A 15,614-nucleotide genomic window follows, 5' to 3' on the forward strand; every position below is an offset into this window, starting at 1 on the left:
CTTTTTTGCGTCAGAGAAAGGCCGTTTCGTCGAAAGAACGCAATTTCCGGCTGTGCAGACGCTCTAGCGGCATGCCGCGCAGGTGTTCCATCGCCCGTATTCCGATGGCCAGATGGCGGCTGACCTGTGTGGTATAAAAGGCCGAGGCCATACCTGGCAACTTCAATTCGCCGTGCAAAGGTTTGTCCGAAACGCACAGCAAAGTGCCGTAGGGCACCCGGAATCGATAGCCGTTGGCGGCGATGGTGGCGCTTTCCATATCCAGCGCGATGGCCCGGGATTGGCTAAGCCGTTGCACCGGGCCGGACTGATCGCGCAGCTCCCAGTTTCGATTGTCGACGGATGCGACCGTGCCTGTGCGCATGATCCGCTTGAGTTCGTAGCCTTCCAGCTTGGTGACCTCGGCCACCGCCAGTTCCAGCGCCACTTGAATCTCGGCTAATGGCGGGATCGGCACCCAAACCGGCAGGTCATCGTCCAGCACCTTGTCCTCACGCAGATAGGCGTGGGCCAGCACAAAGTCCCCCAGCGCCTGCGTGTTTCGCAGCCCGGCGCAGTGGCCGACCATCAGCCACGCATGCGGCCTTAGAACCGCAATGTGGTCAGTGGCCGTTTTGGCGTTCGAAGGTCCGACACCGATATTCACCAGGGTAATCCCCGATCCGTCTTCACGCTTCAAATGATAGGTAGGCATCTGCGGCAGCTTCAGCGGTTGGGTCAGTTCGGCATCGGCCTTGGTAATCTCAACATTTCCGGTCGAAACAAAGCTGGTATACCCGCTGGCGGGATCCGCCAACTGTTCGCGGGCATAGTTCTCGAACTCGGAAACATAGAACTGGTAGTTGGTGAACAGAACGTGGTTCTGGAAATGGCTTGGGTCTGTCGCGGTATAGTGCGCAAGCCGCGCCAGCGAATAGTCCACCCTTTGGGCGGTGAACAGAGCCAGCGGCCCAACCCCGTCCTCGATGTCGTGCACCCCGTTTACGATGTCATCATTGGTGGTCGTCAGGTCGGGTACGTCAAAAATATCGCGCAAAGTGAACCCGGCGGCCCCTTGCTGCGGGACATGCAGGTCGGGATTGTTGGCCACTGCAAAATGCACCGGGATCGGCGTATCGGACGCGCCGATTGTGACCGGTTGGTCGTGGTTTTTGATCAGCAACGCAATCTGCTGGGTCAGGTAGGACCGGAACAGATCAGGGCGCGTGACGGTCGTCGCATGAACACCGGGTTCTGAGACGTGGCCGAAACTCAGGCGGCTGTCTACATGCGCGTAGGACGACGTTTTGATGCGAATTTCCGGGTAATAGGCTCTGTAACGTGCGGTCGGTGCTTCTTGCTCCATTGCCGCAGAAAAGCTGTCGCAGAGAAAGCGGGTCGCCTGTTCGTACAGTTCTTCTAAACGGGCGACAGCGGCCTTGGGGTCGGTGAATTGCTCGGGCTTCGGCGCGTCGGGTGTTTTTATTATTGTCATGCAAGTGGTTCCAGAAGGTCTATTTTTTCAAACGTGCGCACATCCACCAGGCCGAGGTCGGAAATCCGCAATTCGGGAATCACGACCAGCGCCAGAAGAGAGTGCTGCATATATGCGTTGTTGAGGGTACAGCCGCAGGCCTCCATTGCGGCGACCATATCCTCGGCTTTGGCGGCGACGGTTTCGGCCGGGCTGTCGGACATCAGGCCAGCAATGGGTAGCTCGACCAGCGCCAGCTCTTCCCCATCGCGGAAGATGGTGATGCCGCCGCCCACCTCGGCCAGTCGGTTCGCAGCCAATGCCATCTGATCGCGGTCGGTGCCGACGACGATCATATGATGGCTGTCATGCGCCACGGTGGAAGCCATGGCCATTTTGCCCTTATACCCAAAGCCCGAGACAAAGGCGTTGGTCACGCCGCCCGTCGCGCGGTGGCGCTCGACCAGCGCGATTTGGCAGACATCACCTTCGCCCTCGACCAGACCGCCGATTATGGGCAGTTCCGCTTTCAGGGCTTTGGTCGGGGCCTGATTTTCCACCACGCCGATCACGTTGGCCTGTACTCGGTTTGCCCCAGCGGGCGCTTCGATCTCAAAGTCCGTCGCGGTCAGCGTATGCCCCAGATGGACGGTGTTGCGCGCGGTATCAGGCCAGTTGAAATGCGGGCAGTCTACAGTAATTTCGCCGCTTTCGGCCACGACCTGACCACGCGCGATAACCGTTTCGATGGGTAATTCCGTCAAATCCGAGCTGAGGATGATATCCGCGCGCCGACCGGGGGTGATTGAGCCAATCTCTCGCTCCAGCCCGAAATGGGTCGCGGTGTTGATCGTTGCCATTTGCAGCGCGATCAGTGGATCGCATCCGCAGGCAATGGCGTGCCGGACGACACGGTTCATATGCCCGTCATTGACCAGCGTTCCGGAATGGCAGTCGTCGGTGCACAGGATGAAATTCCTCGGGTCCAGTCCTTTCTCGGTCACTGCTGTGATTTGGCTTTCCACATCATACCAGGCCGAGCCCAGCCGCATCATCGACCGCATACCCTGACGCACACGTGCAATGGCATCCGCTTCGCAGGTTCCTTCATGATCGTCCGCAGGCCCCCCGGCGACATAGGCTGCAAAGTCAGGCCCTAAATCAGGCGAAGCGTAATGTCCGCCCACAGTCTTACCAGCACGCTGAGTGGCGGCAATTTCGGCCAACATCTTTGGGTCGCCATGGACGACGCCCGGAAAATTCATCATCTCACCCAGGCCAATAATTCCCGGCCAGCTCATTGCCTCGGCCACATCCTCAGCTGTGATCTCATAACCAGTCGTTTCCAGCCCCGGAGCGGATGGCGCGCAAGACGGCATCTGGGTGAAGATATTCACCGGCTGCATCATCGCCTCGTCATGCATCATGCGCACGCCTTCGAGGCCCAGCACGTTGGCAATTTCATGCGGGTCGGTGAACATGCTGGTCGTTCCATGCGGGACTACGGCGCGGGCGAACTCGGCCGGGGTCAGCATGCCGGACTCGATATGCATATGCGCATCGCACAATCCCGGGACCATATAGCGTCCGTTCGCTTCGATGATCTGCGTGTCCGGGCCGGTGCAATGGGATGCGTCTCGTCCGACAAAGGCCACGCGACCATCCGCGATAGCAATGTCGTGGTCTGCTAGCGTTTCGCGGCTGTGCACATTCACCCAGATACCACCGCGAATAACCAAATCCGCTGCTTCACGGCCTGCGGCGACAGCAATCAAACGGGGGGCGACATCGGGCCAACTTGGGAAGGGTGTGTATTCCATGGCCCAACTTTCCCGAATGCGATGGAAGGTTCAACCCCTTGTGAACAGGTATCATCAAACCGTCACGCAGCGCGTCAGCGCTGCCCGGCCCAACCAGAAGAAATGCCCGTCAGGGCATTGATGATGGGCGGGAGCGGCCCCGTTCAGCTTTTTTGATCAGCCTCAATCTCGCAGCGAACCCAATCGGCAAAGGCCACCGCTCCGGGACTTTGCTCGGCAATTGGTGACAGCAGCAAATAATAGGCTTCGGGCATTGGAGCCCTGTAGGTGAATGGCGCAATCAGGCGACCTTGCGCGATCAGATCCTTTGCGATGGTGTCATGGGTCAGGCATAACCCGCCGCCCGCGATCGCAGCTGAGAGGCTGACAAGATAAGTCGTGGAATAGGTCACAGCGGGATTTTGCCAGGTTAGACTCTGATCTTCGATCCAGTTTTGCCAGTTCGACAACAGGTTCGAACAATCGAACAAGGGCTTTTGCTGCAAATTCTCCAGCGTCACTTCGTACCCCGGCTCACAAACGGGATAGTAATGATCGGTTCGCAGCAGCTCGGTTCGGACGGTATCGGATGGGCGCAACGAATAGCGGATTTCGACGGCGGCGCCCTCGGCCATTTCCCGCGGCTCCCACAGTTCGGTAAAGATGTTCAGCTGCACGTCGGGATGCGCCTCGCGGAACCTCGGCAGCCTGGGTCCCAGCCAGTTCACTGCGAAGGTGATGTTGCTTTGCACCTGAACTGCGTTCTGTTGGGCTCCTGTCACGGCCCGGGTCCCTCGTTCAAGCGTCCGAAACGCCTCGCGGACAACAGGCAGATAAGTCAGCCCCGCCTCGGTCAGTTCCAGGGCGCGTGGTCGACGCAAGAACAGCGGCTGGCCAATATACCCCTCCAACGATTTGATCTGCTGGCTGACCGCGCTTTGCGTCATGTTCAGATCCCGTGCGGCACCGGTAAAAGACAGGTGCCGCGCCGCAGCCTCGAACGTGCGCAGCCAGCCTAGTGGTGGAAGCGGTTTCTGCATGTGCATAACCTTGTCATTAGTTTCACTAATGGGATAGTTGCGTTTTTTTCGTTGGTCAATTTTTGCGGTCGCAGGCACGATTTCCAAAAGCCCTCAGCCATCGGCAAAGGAGTTCGGAATGACAGTCACCAACCTACGCGCCAATATTGACCACTGGGCAGAACGCGTGGACCTGGCCGCAACCTTTCGCTGGGTTGAGCGTTTGAACATGCATGAGGGCGTGGCCAACCATTTTAGTCTGGCCGTGAACCCGGACGGCACGCAGTTTCTGATGAATCCGAACCAGATGCACTTTGCGCGTATCAAAGCGTCAAATCTGCTACTACTGGATGCCAATGACCCGGACGTCATGAGCCAACCCGGCGCCCCCGATCCGACAGCTTGGGGTTTGCATGGATCAATCCATCGTCATTGCCCCCACGCGCGCTGTGTGATGCATGTGCACTCGATCTTTGCGACTGTGCTCGCCTCATTGGCGGACAGCACTTTGCCGCCGATCGATCAGAACACGGCCACCTTCTACAACCGCTGCGTCATTGATGACGAGTTCGGCGGGCTTGCTTTCGAAAGCGAAGGCGAACGCTGTGCATCCATGCTGTCGGACCCTAAAAAGAAGGTCATGATCATGGGGAACCACGGTGTGCTCGTGATTGGCAGTGACCCTGCGGATACCTTTAACAGGCTCTATTATTTTGAGCGTGCGGCAGAAACATACATCCGCGCGCTGCAAACCGGTCAACCTTTGCGCGTGCTATCCGATGAGATCGCCGAGAAGACCGCGCAAGAGCTTGATGACTATCCGGACCAGGCCGCCGCACATCTGCGAGAGGTCAAGGCTTTGCTGGATGCAGACGGTTCTGACTACGCCACGTGACAACCTCAACAGGGTAATTGCCATGTCTGATACAGCACAGGATCCCGAAACCGCCCGTTGGCACTATCACCCCGAAGGTCCGGTTGGATTGAACCCGCTTTTCAATTGGCCACCGCGCCCGTCTGCTGTGTTGAAATGGTACAGTGGCGCTTGGCTGCAGATCACGTCCCTGACCCTGTGTCTGACACTGGCAGTCCTTGCCTATGCGTTCTTCTTCCCTTCACTGGAAACCATGCAGAGCTTTGCGCCCGGATGGATGTTCCGCATCTGGCTGCTGAACATGGTGCCTCAAATTCTGATTGCGGGCGGGCTGCACTGGTGGCTCTACATGCGCAAAGGGCAGGGGATGTACAAAAAGTTCGACCGCCGCGATCTGACCCGTAACAATGGTACATTCACTTTCCGAAATCAGGTTCTGGACAACATCTGGTGGACGTTGGGCAGCGCGATGACCGTGGCGACCGTGTACCAGTGGATCATCTATTGGGCGATGGCCAATGGATATGTCCCCACGGTGACATGGTCCGGTGCGCCGGTATGGTTCGTGGTCTGGATGGTGTTCATCCCGATGTGGTCGGGTCTGCATTTCTATTGGGTTCACAGGCTCGAGCATCACCCGAAGCTTTATAAATACGTACACGCCGTCCACCATCGAAACGTGAACATCGGGCCTTGGTCGGGAATCTCGAACCATTGGTACGAGAACCTGTTGTACTTCACGACTTATTTCATCCACCTGATCGTGCCGTCGCACCCGCTGCATGTGCTGTTCCACACCTACTTTCAGCAGATCAGCCCTGTCCTGTCCCACTCCGGTTTTGAAAAGTTGAAGGCAGGGGACACGGATGCCGCCCGGGCCGGTGACTTCTTTCACCAGCTGCACCACCGGTATTTCGAGTGCAACTACGGCACTTCGGAAATCCCGTTCGACAAGTGGTTCGGCACCTATCACGACGGATCGGCCGAGGCGACAACTCGGACGCGGGCTTACAAGAAACAGATGTATACCTAATCAGCCCGAAGCGCGCGGGGCGTGATCCCGAACTCGGCCTTGAAAGCGCGGGTCAGGGCGCTGGGGTCGTCATAGCCCGCGCGCAGGGCGACCTCACCAATACTCAGATCCGTCTCAGAAACCAGTTTGCGCGCAAGATTCAGGCGCAAACGACGGTATACTTGGGCCGGGCCGGCACCCAACTCGGCCTGCATCCTTACGGACAACGCTTTCTGAGATCGACCGACCAGCCCGGCGATTTCCGAAATGGGTAGCGGGGATTCCAGGTTCTCCTGCATCAGGGCCAAGGCCTTGTTCACGTAGCCGCTGGTGGCACCCGCGCCGCCCGCATGTGATCGCGCGGAATCGCGGGTCATGAACAATTGGGACACTTCCAGCGCCAATGCCTGACCCTGATCCCGCCCGATCAGATGCAGCACCAGATCAAAGGCCGCCATCGCCCCGGAACAGGTGATGCGGTCACGGTCTATGACGAAACGCTCGCGTTGGGCATCAACCTCGGGAAAACGCTCGGTGAAGCCAGTCAGTTCTTCCCAGTGAATCGTGGCGCGATGCCCGTCTAGCAGGCCCGCCTGCGCCAAAAGCCAACTGCCGGTGTCCAGACCCGCCAACAGCTTGAACCGCTGATCCGCCGACCGCAGCCCCGATAGGGTCTTCCAGCCGCCGTGCGCACGAAACCCGTATGATGGCATGACCATCAGCATGTCCCCGCTGGCCGTCTGCAACGCCCCGTGCGGCGCGACCTGCAGACCGGATGAGGATGTGACAGGCCCATCCTCGAGCGACAGAAACCGCCAGTCGTACAATTTGCGACCGGCCAGCGTATTTGCGGCGCGCAGTGGCTCGACCGTGTTGGCAAGGCAATGGTTCGAGAATCCGTCGAACAGAAGAACCCCGATTTGCTGCGGTGCAGAGGGCGATTTAGTCCAATCTTGCATGGTAAACGTCTATTTCTGCACGCTTCGAATGGCAAGCCACGTCAGGATACGCGCAACACCGGATTTGGAGACGCCCGATGCAATATGGATTGTCCGACGAACAGGAGATGATCGTCTCAACCGTTCGCAGCTTTGTTGAAAACGAGATCTACCTGCATGAGGAGCTGGTCGAGCGCACTGGTGAAGTGCCGCAGGACGTCGCGGACGAGATTAAGCGCAAGACGATCGAGCTGGGTTTTTACGCCTGCAACTTTCCTGAAAGCGTCGGCTGCGCTGGGCTGAACCATTTGGAATTTGCTCTGGTCGAGCGTGAGTTGGGTCGTGGTTCCATGGCGCTGAACCATTTCTTCGGACGCCCGCAAAACATCCTGATGGCGTGTGAGGGCGACCAAGTAGAGCGTTACTTGATGCCGGCTGTGCGTGGCGAAAAGATGGACGCGCTGGCCATGACGGAACCCGGTGCAGGGTCGGATGTGCGCGGCATGAAATGCGCGGCTGTTCGGGACGGCGGAGACTGGGTGGTCAACGGCACCAAGCATTTCATCTCGGGCGCGGAACATGCGGATTTTATCATCGTGTTCATCGCAACCGGCGAGGATCAGACGCCAAAAGGCCCCAAAAAACGGATCACAGCATTTTTGGTTGATCGCGGAACGCCGGGATTCACCATCCGGGATGGATACAAATCCGTCAGCCATCGCGGCTACAAGAACATGGTGCTGGATTTCGACGATTGTCGTCTGCCTGATGCCCAAGTGCTGGGAGAGGTCGACGGCGGGTTCGACGTTATGAACACGTGGCTCTATGCGACGCGTATCACCGTCGCTGCGATGTCCGTGGGCCGTGCGCGTCGCGCGTTTGACTATGCCTTGGATTACTCGGCCACGCGTGAACAGTTCGGCCAGAAGATCGGTAAGTTCCAGGGCGTGTCGTTCCAGATCGCGGACATGATCACCGAGATCGACGCGGCGGATCTGTTGACGCTGGCGGCTGCGGATCGGCTGGACAAGGGCTTGCCCGCCAACCGTGAGATCGCTTCGGCCAAACTCTACGCGTCCGAGATGCTGGCGCGTGTGACCGATGCTGCCATTCAAATTCACGGCGGTATGGGCCTGATGGACGACTATCCGCTGGAACGGTTCTGGCGCGACGCGCGGGTCGAACGGATTTGGGACGGGACCAGCGAAATTCAGCGCCACATCATCAGCCGCGATCTGTTGAGGGCGCTCGGTGCGTGACGGCGGGGGACGGCTGATGTCTTCTCTGTCCCGCGTCCTGCACCCCACGTCCATTGCTGTGATCGGTGGCGGGGCTTGGTGTATCTCTGTGATTGAACAGGCCCGCAAATTTGGGTTTCAGGGCGATATCTGGCCCGTCCATCCCAAGGCGGGCTCAATTGCAGGCGAGACCGCTTTTGCGAGCCTCGAAGACCTGCCCGCAGCACCCGACGTTGCCTTTGTGGGCATCAACCGCCATGCGACGATCGATGCGGTTGCCGTCCTGTCCGCCATGGGTGCCGGTGGCGCCGTATGTTTCGCATCAGGCTTCACCGAAGCGCGCGCCGAAGACGGAGAGGGCGCCGATCTGCAAGCGCGTTTGGTGCAGGCCGCTGGGGATATGCCGATTCTGGGGCCAAACTGCTATGGCTTCGTCAACGGGTTGGCGCGCGCGGCTGTTTGGCCGGATCAGCATGGGATGCGACCGGTGGATCGCGGCGTGGCGATTCTGACCCAAAGCTCGAACATCGCGATCAACATGACGATGCAGCGCCGGGCTTTGCCGCTGGCCTTTATGCTGACCAGCGGCAATCAGGCGCAAACTCATCAAGCGGATATAGCCTCAGCGCTGTTGGATGATGACCGGATTACGGCGATTGGGGTCCATATCGAAGGGTTCGGCGATCTGCGCAAATGGGAAGCCTTGGCCAAAAAGGCGCGGGACCGGGACGTTCCGATTATTGCGCTCAAGATGGGCCGCTCGGCCCACGCGCAGGCAGCGACAATCTCCCATACGGCGTCACTGGCAGGCGGAGACGCGGGTGCGCAGGCATTTCTGGACCGGCTCGGAATCGCGCGGCTGGATGACATTCCCAGCTTTTTGGAATGCCTCAAACTTTTGCATGTGACTGGTCGATTGGACGGCAACGGGTTGGGCTCGATCAGTTGTTCGGGGGGAGAGGCCAGTCTGGCCGCCGATATGGCCGAAGAACGTGACGTGCACTTTCCGCCGCTGTCGCAAAAGCAAAAAGACAATCTGCGCGAGGCGCTCGGGCCCATGGTCGCTTTGGCGAACCCGCTCGATTATCACACCTACATTTGGCGTGACACAGAGGCGATGACCTGGGCATGGAGCGCCATGATGAGCCCCGAGCAGGCTCTAACAATGGCCATAGTTGACTATCCACACACCGACGCGACGGACTGGGGCTGCGCCACACAAGCCGCACTGAACTGTGTTGCCCTGACCGGTCGCCCATTTGCAGTCACGGCCACCTTACCCGAACTTTTGCCCGAGGATGTTGCGTTGCGCCTCATGGGCGGGGGCGTTGTTCCCTTTGCTGGACTGCACGAAGCCCTCGCGTCGATTGAGGCGGCATCACGCCCAAAAGTGCCCGAGGCTGAACCGGTTCTGTTGCCGTCGGACACTGATGCAGACGAGGTGCTGACCGAAGCAGAAGCAAAACAGGCGCTGGCCGACTTTGGCGTTCGTGTTCCCCAAAGTGTCGTTGCATCGGCGGCTATGGCCGACGGCGCCTCTGCCAACCTGACGGGCCCTTTTGCCGTCAAAGGCGTCGGTCTGGCGCATAAGTCGGAACATGCGGCCGTCCGTCTGGACGTTCACGCGGACGCGGTTGCCAAAGTCGCGGCGGACATCGGGACAGATGAGGTTCTGATCGAAGAAATGGCCGAAGGCGGCGTTGCCGAACTGCTGGTTGGCGTGACCCGCGACGCGGCCCATGGGGTTGTCCTGACGCTTGGGGCAGGCGGGGTGCTGACAGAGATTCTGCGCGACACCGTCTCGCTGCTGATCCCATCCTCTCGGGACGTAGTGCAAGACGCGCTGGGCAGGTTGAAATGCGCGCCTCTGCTAGAGGGTTATCGTGGCAAACCTGCGGCGCAGATGGAGGCCATATTGGACACGGTCGAAGCGGTGCAAGCCTATGTGATTGCCAACGCATCCCATGTCAGCGAAGTTGAAATCAACCCACTGATCTGCACGCCGGACCGTGCGGTAGCGGTGGACGCTCTGATCCGAAAGGCAAGTTCATGAACCCGATCAAAACCAAACGCGATGGCGCAATTTTAGAAGTCACTCTGGATCGGCCAAAGGCAAACGCCATTGATCTGGCGACCAGCCGTGTCATGGGCGAGGTGTTTCGCGAGTTTCGTGATGATCCTGACCTGCGCGTCGCCATTTTGACTGGGGGCGGCGAAAAGTTCTTTTGCCCCGGCTGGGATCTGAAGGCGGCGGCGGATGGTGATGCGGTGGACGGCGACTATGGTGTCGGCGGTTTTGGTGGGCTGCAGGAATTGCGGGATATGAACAAGCCGGTGATCGCGGCGGTCAACGGGATTGCTTGCGGCGGCGGGTTGGAGTTGGCACTGAGCGCGGACATGATCCTGGCTGCCGACCATGCCAGTTTCGCGCTGCCGGAAATCCGCTCGGGCACGGTGGCCGACGCGGCCAGCGTCAAACTGCCCAAACGCATTCCTTATCACGTCGCGATGGAGCTATTGCTGACCGGGCGCTGGTTCGATCCGCATGAAGCCAAGGGCTGGGGTCTGGTGAATGAGGTCGTTCCGGGGGATCAGCTGATGGACCGCGCGTGGGAGTTGGCGCGTCTTTTGGCCAGCGGTCCACCCTTGGTTTACGCCGCGATAAAAGAGATCGTGCGCGATGCCGAGGATTCCAAGTTTCAGGATGCCATGAACCGGATTACGCAAAGGCAACTACCGACGGTCGATGTCCTTTACGGGTCCGAAGACAATCTGGAAGGCGCGCGCGCCTTTGCTGAAAAGCGTGATCCAGTGTGGAAAGGCCGGTAGACCGGATCAACAGCGTTCAAAAAGCGCAATCAGGGCTGTGTCGTCCTTGTTCGGGCCTGTCGCCAAATCGCCAAAAATACGGACCTCGGGCAATGCCAGATTGCGGATCCTATCCTGCGCCAGCCGGTGCAGGGCTTCGGCGAAACCGCGTTTCTCATAGTGCTGGGCGTTGATGGACAGGGCGAATTGCGCTCCGGGTCTTGCGACGCGCAAGAGTGCTGACAAAGCCTCGGGACCCAGATGGCCGTGAGTGAAAGTGCCGGATGAGACAATACCAGAGTAGCTGTCGCGCGGCACAGGGATGCCCTGATTCAGATCGGCCTCGATCGCGTCGCGATAGATGTCCTTGCGCATGGCCTGATCCAGCATCTCTGGGCTGATATCGGTGGCATCAATCGGCCCCACGCCCAGCCCGGCCAAAACTGCGCCGCACAGACCAGTTCCCGCACCAACGTCCAGAACAGGCCCCTGTCCGCCGGCTGTAACAAATGCGCGGGCGGTGTGGATGTGCAGCTGATAATCCTCGAACGTGGCAAACCCTTCGTCGTAATCCCCGGCCCATTCGGCATAGAGGCGTTTGTGGTCGTCCGGCGACTTTAGCGCGTATGCCGCGTGAAGATCGGGTGTTTTTTCACTCATGCCTAAAAGAAAGGCGCAATGGGGGATTCGAATCAAGTGTCGCAGCGCAGAGTTCTTGCATCTGTTGAAATTGCCGATCATCTAAGAACGTATGACAGGCACTCTCTTTTCTTTCGGTCACGGGTATTCGGCGCAGGCCTTGTCCCGTCAGTTGCAACCCCAAGACTGGCGCATTCTGGGCACCACGCGTGACCCGGCGCAGGCGCCGGTTATTCGGGCCTCGGGCGCGGAACCGGTGATCTGGCCGGGGCAGCAACCGCAGTTGGACGGGGTGACGCATCTGCTGATATCCACGGCACCAAATGCGAAAGGCGATCCGGTCCTAGCTGCCCTGCGAGATGAGATCGCCGAACGGGCAGCGCAGTTTGAATGGGTCGGCTATCTGTCGACCACTGCTGTCTATGGGGACCACCAGGGTGCCTGGGTGGACGAATCCACCCCAGCCACTCCAACTGCAGAACGGGGCAAGTGGCGGGTGCAGGCCGAAGAACAGTGGCAGAGCATTCCGGGTCTACCGACGCATATATTCCGCCTTGCCGGTATCTACGGTCCCGGTCGCGGTCCGTTTTCCAAGCTTAAGCGAGTCGGCGTGCGTCGGATCATAAAGCCTGGGCAAGTCTTTTCGCGCATTCACGTGGCAGACATTGCCCAAGTCCTGAACGCGTCCATGAATGCGCCGAATCCGGGTGCGGTCTACAACGTGTGTGATGACGAACCGGTCCCCCCTCAGGATGTCATCGCTTATGCGGCCGAGTTGCAGGGTTTGCCGCTACCGCCCGAAGTATCTTTTGACGAGGCAGATATGACCCCCATGGCCCGCAGTTTTTACAACGAGAACAAGCGCGTTAGGAACGATCGGATCAAAGATGAGTTGGGCGTCTCTCTGCTTTATCCAAACTACAGGGTCGGTCTGAAGTCCTTAATGATCGAAAGTTAACACACGGGCGGTTTTCGTTGGCGCGGCACGGCGCCAAGTTTGATAGTTTTTAGTTATAGAATTCATCCATAAACAAAACTTATTTGCATGGTTTGAATCTGCTAGTTCTGGCGGCGACAAGACAAGAGTCGCCGATACCTCTGCTGGAATGCGCGCAATATAGGTCGCGCATCTAAAAGAGGCAAAAGTGTCATCTATATATGTTCTTGATCGACCGAGTTTTTCACCGCGCGACGGAGCCGGAATTTAGCCAGGATTGGAGATCGACATGGACGGAAGTGATAACCCCAAAGCAGGCGGTTGCCCTGTAATGCATGGCGCAGGAACCCGGTCGAACCGGGATTGGTGGCCGAACCAGCTGAACCTGTCGATTCTGCATCAACATGCGCCGGCGTCGAGCCCGATGGACCCGGATTTCAACTATGCCGAAGAATTCCAGAAGCTGGACTATCAGGCGCTGAAGGATGACCTCTTTGCACTGATGACAGACTCACAGGACTGGTGGCCGGCGGATTATGGTCACTATGGTGGTCTGTTCATCCGCATGGCGTGGCACAGCGCCGGGACGTATAGGACCGCGGATGGCCGTGGCGGTGCTTCGACCGGCAACCAGCGTTTTGCGCCATTGAACAGTTGGCCAGACAACGGCAACTTGGACAAAGCGCGCCGTCTGCTGTGGCCGATCAAACAGAAATATGGCAACCAGATTTCCTGGGCCGACCTGATGATCTTGGCCGGGAACTGCGCCATCGAGTCGATGGGCGGCAAGACCTTCGGTTTCGCCGGTGGTCGTGAAGACATCTGGGCACCAGAGGAAGATATCTATTGGGGTTCGGAAACCGAATGGCTGGCCCCGACGGATAACCCGCACAGCCGCTACTCGGGCGAACGCGATCTGGAAAACCCGCTGGCCGCCGTGCAAATGGGTCTGATCTATGTGAACCCCGAAGGCCCAGATGGCGAGCCGAACGTATTGGCCTCGGGCCGCGACATCCGTGACACGTTTGGCCGGATGGCGATGAACGATGAGGAAACCGTTGCTCTGGTCGCCGGTGGTCACACATTCGGTAAAGCCCATGGTGCAGGCGACCCCGATTTGGTGGGCCCCGATCCCGAAGCGGCCCCGATTGAGGAGATGGGCTTTGGCTGGATCAACAAGTTCGGCTCGGGCAAGGGTGATGACACCACGACCTCGGGCATCGAAGGCGCATGGACCGCGAACCCAATCAAATGGGACAACGGCTATTTCGACCTGCTGTTCGGATATGAGTGGAACCTGACCAAGAGCCCCTCGGGCGCGTGGATCTGGGAACCGATCGGCGTCAAGGAAGAGGACATGGCTCCGGCGGCGCATGATCCGTCCAAGAAGGTCAAGACCATGATGACCACCGCTGATATGGCGATGCGCATGGACCCGATCTATGGACCGATCTCGAAGCGTTTCCACGAGAACCCGGAAGAATTCGCCGACGCCTTCGCCCGCGCCTGGTTCAAACTGACCCACCGCGACATGGGCCCGCGTTCCAGCTATATCGGGCCGGAAGCCCCGACCGAAGATCTGATCTGGCAGGATAACGTCCCGGCGGTGGATCACGATCTGGTCGACGACGCGAATGTGGCGGACCTGAAAGCCAAGATCGCGGCAAGTGGTCTGTCTGTGTCTGAACTGGTCTCGACCGCTTGGGCCTCAGCCTCGACCTTCCGTGGGTCGGATAAGCGTGGCGGTGCCAATGGTGCCCGTATCCGTCTTGCGCCGCAGAAAGACTGGGACGTGAACGAGCCGCTGAAACTGTCCAAGGCGCTGGATGCACTGGAAGGCGTTCAGAAAGCGTTCAACGACGCGCAGTCGGGCAACAAGAAAGTGTCCTTGGCAGATGTGATCGTTCTGGCCGGTGCCGTTGGCATCGAGCAGGCGGCCAAAGCCGGCGGTCAGGATGTCGAGGTTCCTTTTGCTCCGGGTCGTACTGATGCGACACAGGACCAGACCGACGTCGAAAGCGTGGGTATGCTCGAACCCGCTGCAGATGGGTTCCGCAACTATCAAAAAGCGGACTACACGGTTTCACCCGAAGAGCTGCTTGTGGACCGTGCGCAGTTGCTGACCCTGTCCGCGCCTGAGATGACGGTCCTTGTAGGCGGTCTGCGCGTGCTGGGTGCGAACTTCGGCGACAGCAAGCATGGCGTACTGACAGATCGGGTCGGTGTGCTCAGCAACGACTTCTTCACCAACCTGCTGGACATGAGCACCGAATGGAAGCCCGCGGGCAAAGGCGTCTATGAAGGCCGTGACCGTGCAAGCGGTGAGGTCAAGTGGACCGGCACCCGTGTCGACCTGGTCTTTGGCTCCAACTCGCAACTGCGGGCATTGGCCGAGGCCTATGGTCAGGCCGGTGCAGAGGGCAAGTTCGTCTGTGACTTTGTCTCGGCCTGGAACAAGGTGATGAACGCGGACCGCTTCGATCTGAAGTAATTCGCCGACCACCGCAATTAATTGCGCCGCCCGAGGAGACTCGGGCGGCGTTTTATTTGGCCCATCTCTCGCGGGCATACCAAGCATTGGGTACGATTCCGCCGAATGGCTGGTTTCTGTATCACTCTGAGCAGCGTGAGTGCCGCAATGACGCGGGAATTATTAAGCTAACCTATTGTTTTTATTAACTTCGTTAAGAATCCGCAGGGAAATTTGAAGTTTTTTCAAAATGGGGGTTGCAGGTCCCAGACCTAATCCGTAAATACCCCTTCACCGGCGCTGCTGAGGCGCACGGGACGCGGCGGAAGCGGCGGGGACGCTCAGGAGAGACTGGGGGCATCTTGGGGAATGAGTTAGGCGGGCGCGCTGATTTTTTGGCGCAACGGTCTGGTTTTTGGCTCTGGGT

12 protein-coding genes are annotated in these 15,614 nt (G+C 58.9%); 7 read left to right on the forward strand and 5 right to left on the reverse strand.

From position 1 onward, the window contains the following. Positions 1–10 precede the first annotated feature (10 nt). The 3 genes from ACR0MV_RS17100 to ACR0MV_RS17110 all read right to left on the reverse strand — a co-directional run bounded on the left by ACR0MV_RS17100 (position 11) and on the right by ACR0MV_RS17110 (position 4,292). Entirely contained in the window at positions 11–1,474 is a 1,464-nt protein-coding gene (locus ACR0MV_RS17100; protein WP_170426428.1) for an AMP nucleosidase, read from the reverse strand. Further along, positions 1,471–3,273, reverse strand: a complete 1,803-nt coding sequence (gene ade / locus ACR0MV_RS17105) for an adenine deaminase (protein ID WP_170426429.1) — start codon at positions 3,271–3,273, stop codon at positions 1,471–1,473. Before ade ends, ACR0MV_RS17100 begins: the two co-directional genes overlap by 4 nt. A gap of 143 nt (positions 3,274–3,416) precedes the next feature. Then, complete coding sequence (locus ACR0MV_RS17110; RefSeq protein ID WP_480702983.1) at positions 3,417–4,292, reverse strand: LysR family transcriptional regulator; 876 nt, start codon at positions 4,290–4,292, stop codon at positions 3,417–3,419. A gap of 118 nt (positions 4,293–4,410) precedes the next feature. Between ACR0MV_RS17110 and ACR0MV_RS17115 the strand changes: the two genes are divergently transcribed. Continuing rightward, on the forward strand, positions 4,411–5,166 hold the full coding sequence (locus ACR0MV_RS17115; protein WP_480702985.1) for a class II aldolase and adducin N-terminal domain-containing protein: 756 nt from the start codon (positions 4,411–4,413) through the stop codon (positions 5,164–5,166). 22 nt (positions 5,167–5,188) lie between these two features. Further along, positions 5,189–6,178, forward strand: coding sequence for a sterol desaturase family protein (locus ACR0MV_RS17120; RefSeq protein WP_480702986.1), 990 nt, complete (start codon positions 5,189–5,191; stop codon positions 6,176–6,178). Here ACR0MV_RS17120 and ACR0MV_RS17125 read toward each other — a convergent pair. Next, a complete protein-coding gene (locus tag ACR0MV_RS17125) occupies positions 6,175–7,116 on the reverse strand; it encodes a GlxA family transcriptional regulator (protein WP_480702987.1) in 942 nt (313 codons plus the stop codon). The two genes, ACR0MV_RS17120 and ACR0MV_RS17125, sit on opposite strands and share 4 nt — an antisense overlap. A gap of 77 nt (positions 7,117–7,193) precedes the next feature. On the opposite strand from ACR0MV_RS17125, the gene ACR0MV_RS17130 reads away from it, so the two are divergent. The 3 genes from ACR0MV_RS17130 to ACR0MV_RS17140 are packed head-to-tail and all read left to right on the forward strand — an operon-like array spanning position 7,194 to position 11,162. Continuing rightward, entirely contained in the window at positions 7,194–8,354 is a 1,161-nt protein-coding gene (locus ACR0MV_RS17130) for an acyl-CoA dehydrogenase family protein (protein WP_480702988.1), read from the forward strand. Positions 8,355–8,370: 16 nt separating this feature from the next. Beyond that, positions 8,371–10,386 carry an acetate--CoA ligase family protein gene (locus tag ACR0MV_RS17135; protein ID WP_480702989.1) on the forward strand — a complete coding sequence of 672 codons (2,016 nt, stop codon included), beginning with the start codon at positions 8,371–8,373 and terminating at the stop codon, positions 10,384–10,386. Further along, on the forward strand, positions 10,383–11,162 hold the full coding sequence (locus ACR0MV_RS17140) for a carnitinyl-CoA dehydratase (RefSeq protein WP_480702990.1): 780 nt from the start codon (positions 10,383–10,385) through the stop codon (positions 11,160–11,162). The genes ACR0MV_RS17135 and ACR0MV_RS17140 overlap by 4 nt, the downstream gene beginning before the upstream one ends. 6 nt (positions 11,163–11,168) lie before the next feature. Here ACR0MV_RS17140 and ACR0MV_RS17145 read toward each other — a convergent pair whose 3' ends face one another. Continuing rightward, entirely contained in the window at positions 11,169–11,801 is a 633-nt protein-coding gene (locus ACR0MV_RS17145; protein WP_480702992.1) for a class I SAM-dependent DNA methyltransferase, read from the reverse strand. A gap of 91 nt (positions 11,802–11,892) precedes the next feature. On the opposite strand from ACR0MV_RS17145, the gene ACR0MV_RS17150 reads away from it, so the two are divergent. Both ACR0MV_RS17150 and katG read left to right on the forward strand, forming a co-directional pair. Continuing rightward, a complete protein-coding gene (locus ACR0MV_RS17150) occupies positions 11,893–12,738 on the forward strand; it encodes an SDR family oxidoreductase (RefSeq protein WP_480702994.1) in 846 nt (281 codons plus the stop codon). Between the two features lie 268 nt (positions 12,739–13,006). Continuing rightward, positions 13,007–15,208, forward strand: a complete 2,202-nt coding sequence (gene katG / locus ACR0MV_RS17155; RefSeq protein ID WP_480702995.1) for a catalase/peroxidase HPI — start codon at positions 13,007–13,009, stop codon at positions 15,206–15,208. Positions 15,209–15,614: the final 406 nt, after the last annotated feature.

It is taken from the genome of Ruegeria sp. BC3, assembly GCF_056539265.1.

What these genes read in the sequence shown, in the direction of transcription:
- ACR0MV_RS17100 (WP_170426428.1), bottom strand. Translation starts at nt 1,474, where the DNA reads ATGACAATAATAAAAACACCCGACGCGCCGAAGCCCGAGCAATTCACC.
- ade (WP_170426429.1), bottom strand. Translation starts at nt 3,273, where the DNA reads ATGGAATACACACCCTTCCCAAGTTGGCCCGATGTCGCCCCCCGTTTG.
- ACR0MV_RS17110 (WP_480702983.1), bottom strand. Translation starts at nt 4,292, where the DNA reads ATGCAGAAACCGCTTCCACCACTAGGCTGGCTGCGCACGTTCGAGGCT.
- ACR0MV_RS17115 (WP_480702985.1), top strand. Translation starts at nt 4,411, where the DNA reads ATGACAGTCACCAACCTACGCGCCAATATTGACCACTGGGCAGAACGC.
- ACR0MV_RS17120 (WP_480702986.1), top strand. Translation starts at nt 5,189, where the DNA reads ATGTCTGATACAGCACAGGATCCCGAAACCGCCCGTTGGCACTATCAC.
- ACR0MV_RS17125 (WP_480702987.1), bottom strand. Translation starts at nt 7,116, where the DNA reads ATGCAAGATTGGACTAAATCGCCCTCTGCACCGCAGCAAATCGGGGTT.
- ACR0MV_RS17130 (WP_480702988.1), top strand. Translation starts at nt 7,194, where the DNA reads ATGCAATATGGATTGTCCGACGAACAGGAGATGATCGTCTCAACCGTT.
- ACR0MV_RS17135 (WP_480702989.1), top strand. Translation starts at nt 8,371, where the DNA reads ATGTCTTCTCTGTCCCGCGTCCTGCACCCCACGTCCATTGCTGTGATC.
- ACR0MV_RS17140 (WP_480702990.1), top strand. Translation starts at nt 10,383, where the DNA reads ATGAACCCGATCAAAACCAAACGCGATGGCGCAATTTTAGAAGTCACT.
- ACR0MV_RS17145 (WP_480702992.1), bottom strand. Translation starts at nt 11,801, where the DNA reads ATGAGTGAAAAAACACCCGATCTTCACGCGGCATACGCGCTAAAGTCG.
- ACR0MV_RS17150 (WP_480702994.1), top strand. Translation starts at nt 11,893, where the DNA reads ATGACAGGCACTCTCTTTTCTTTCGGTCACGGGTATTCGGCGCAGGCC.
- katG (WP_480702995.1), top strand. Translation starts at nt 13,007, where the DNA reads ATGGACGGAAGTGATAACCCCAAAGCAGGCGGTTGCCCTGTAATGCAT.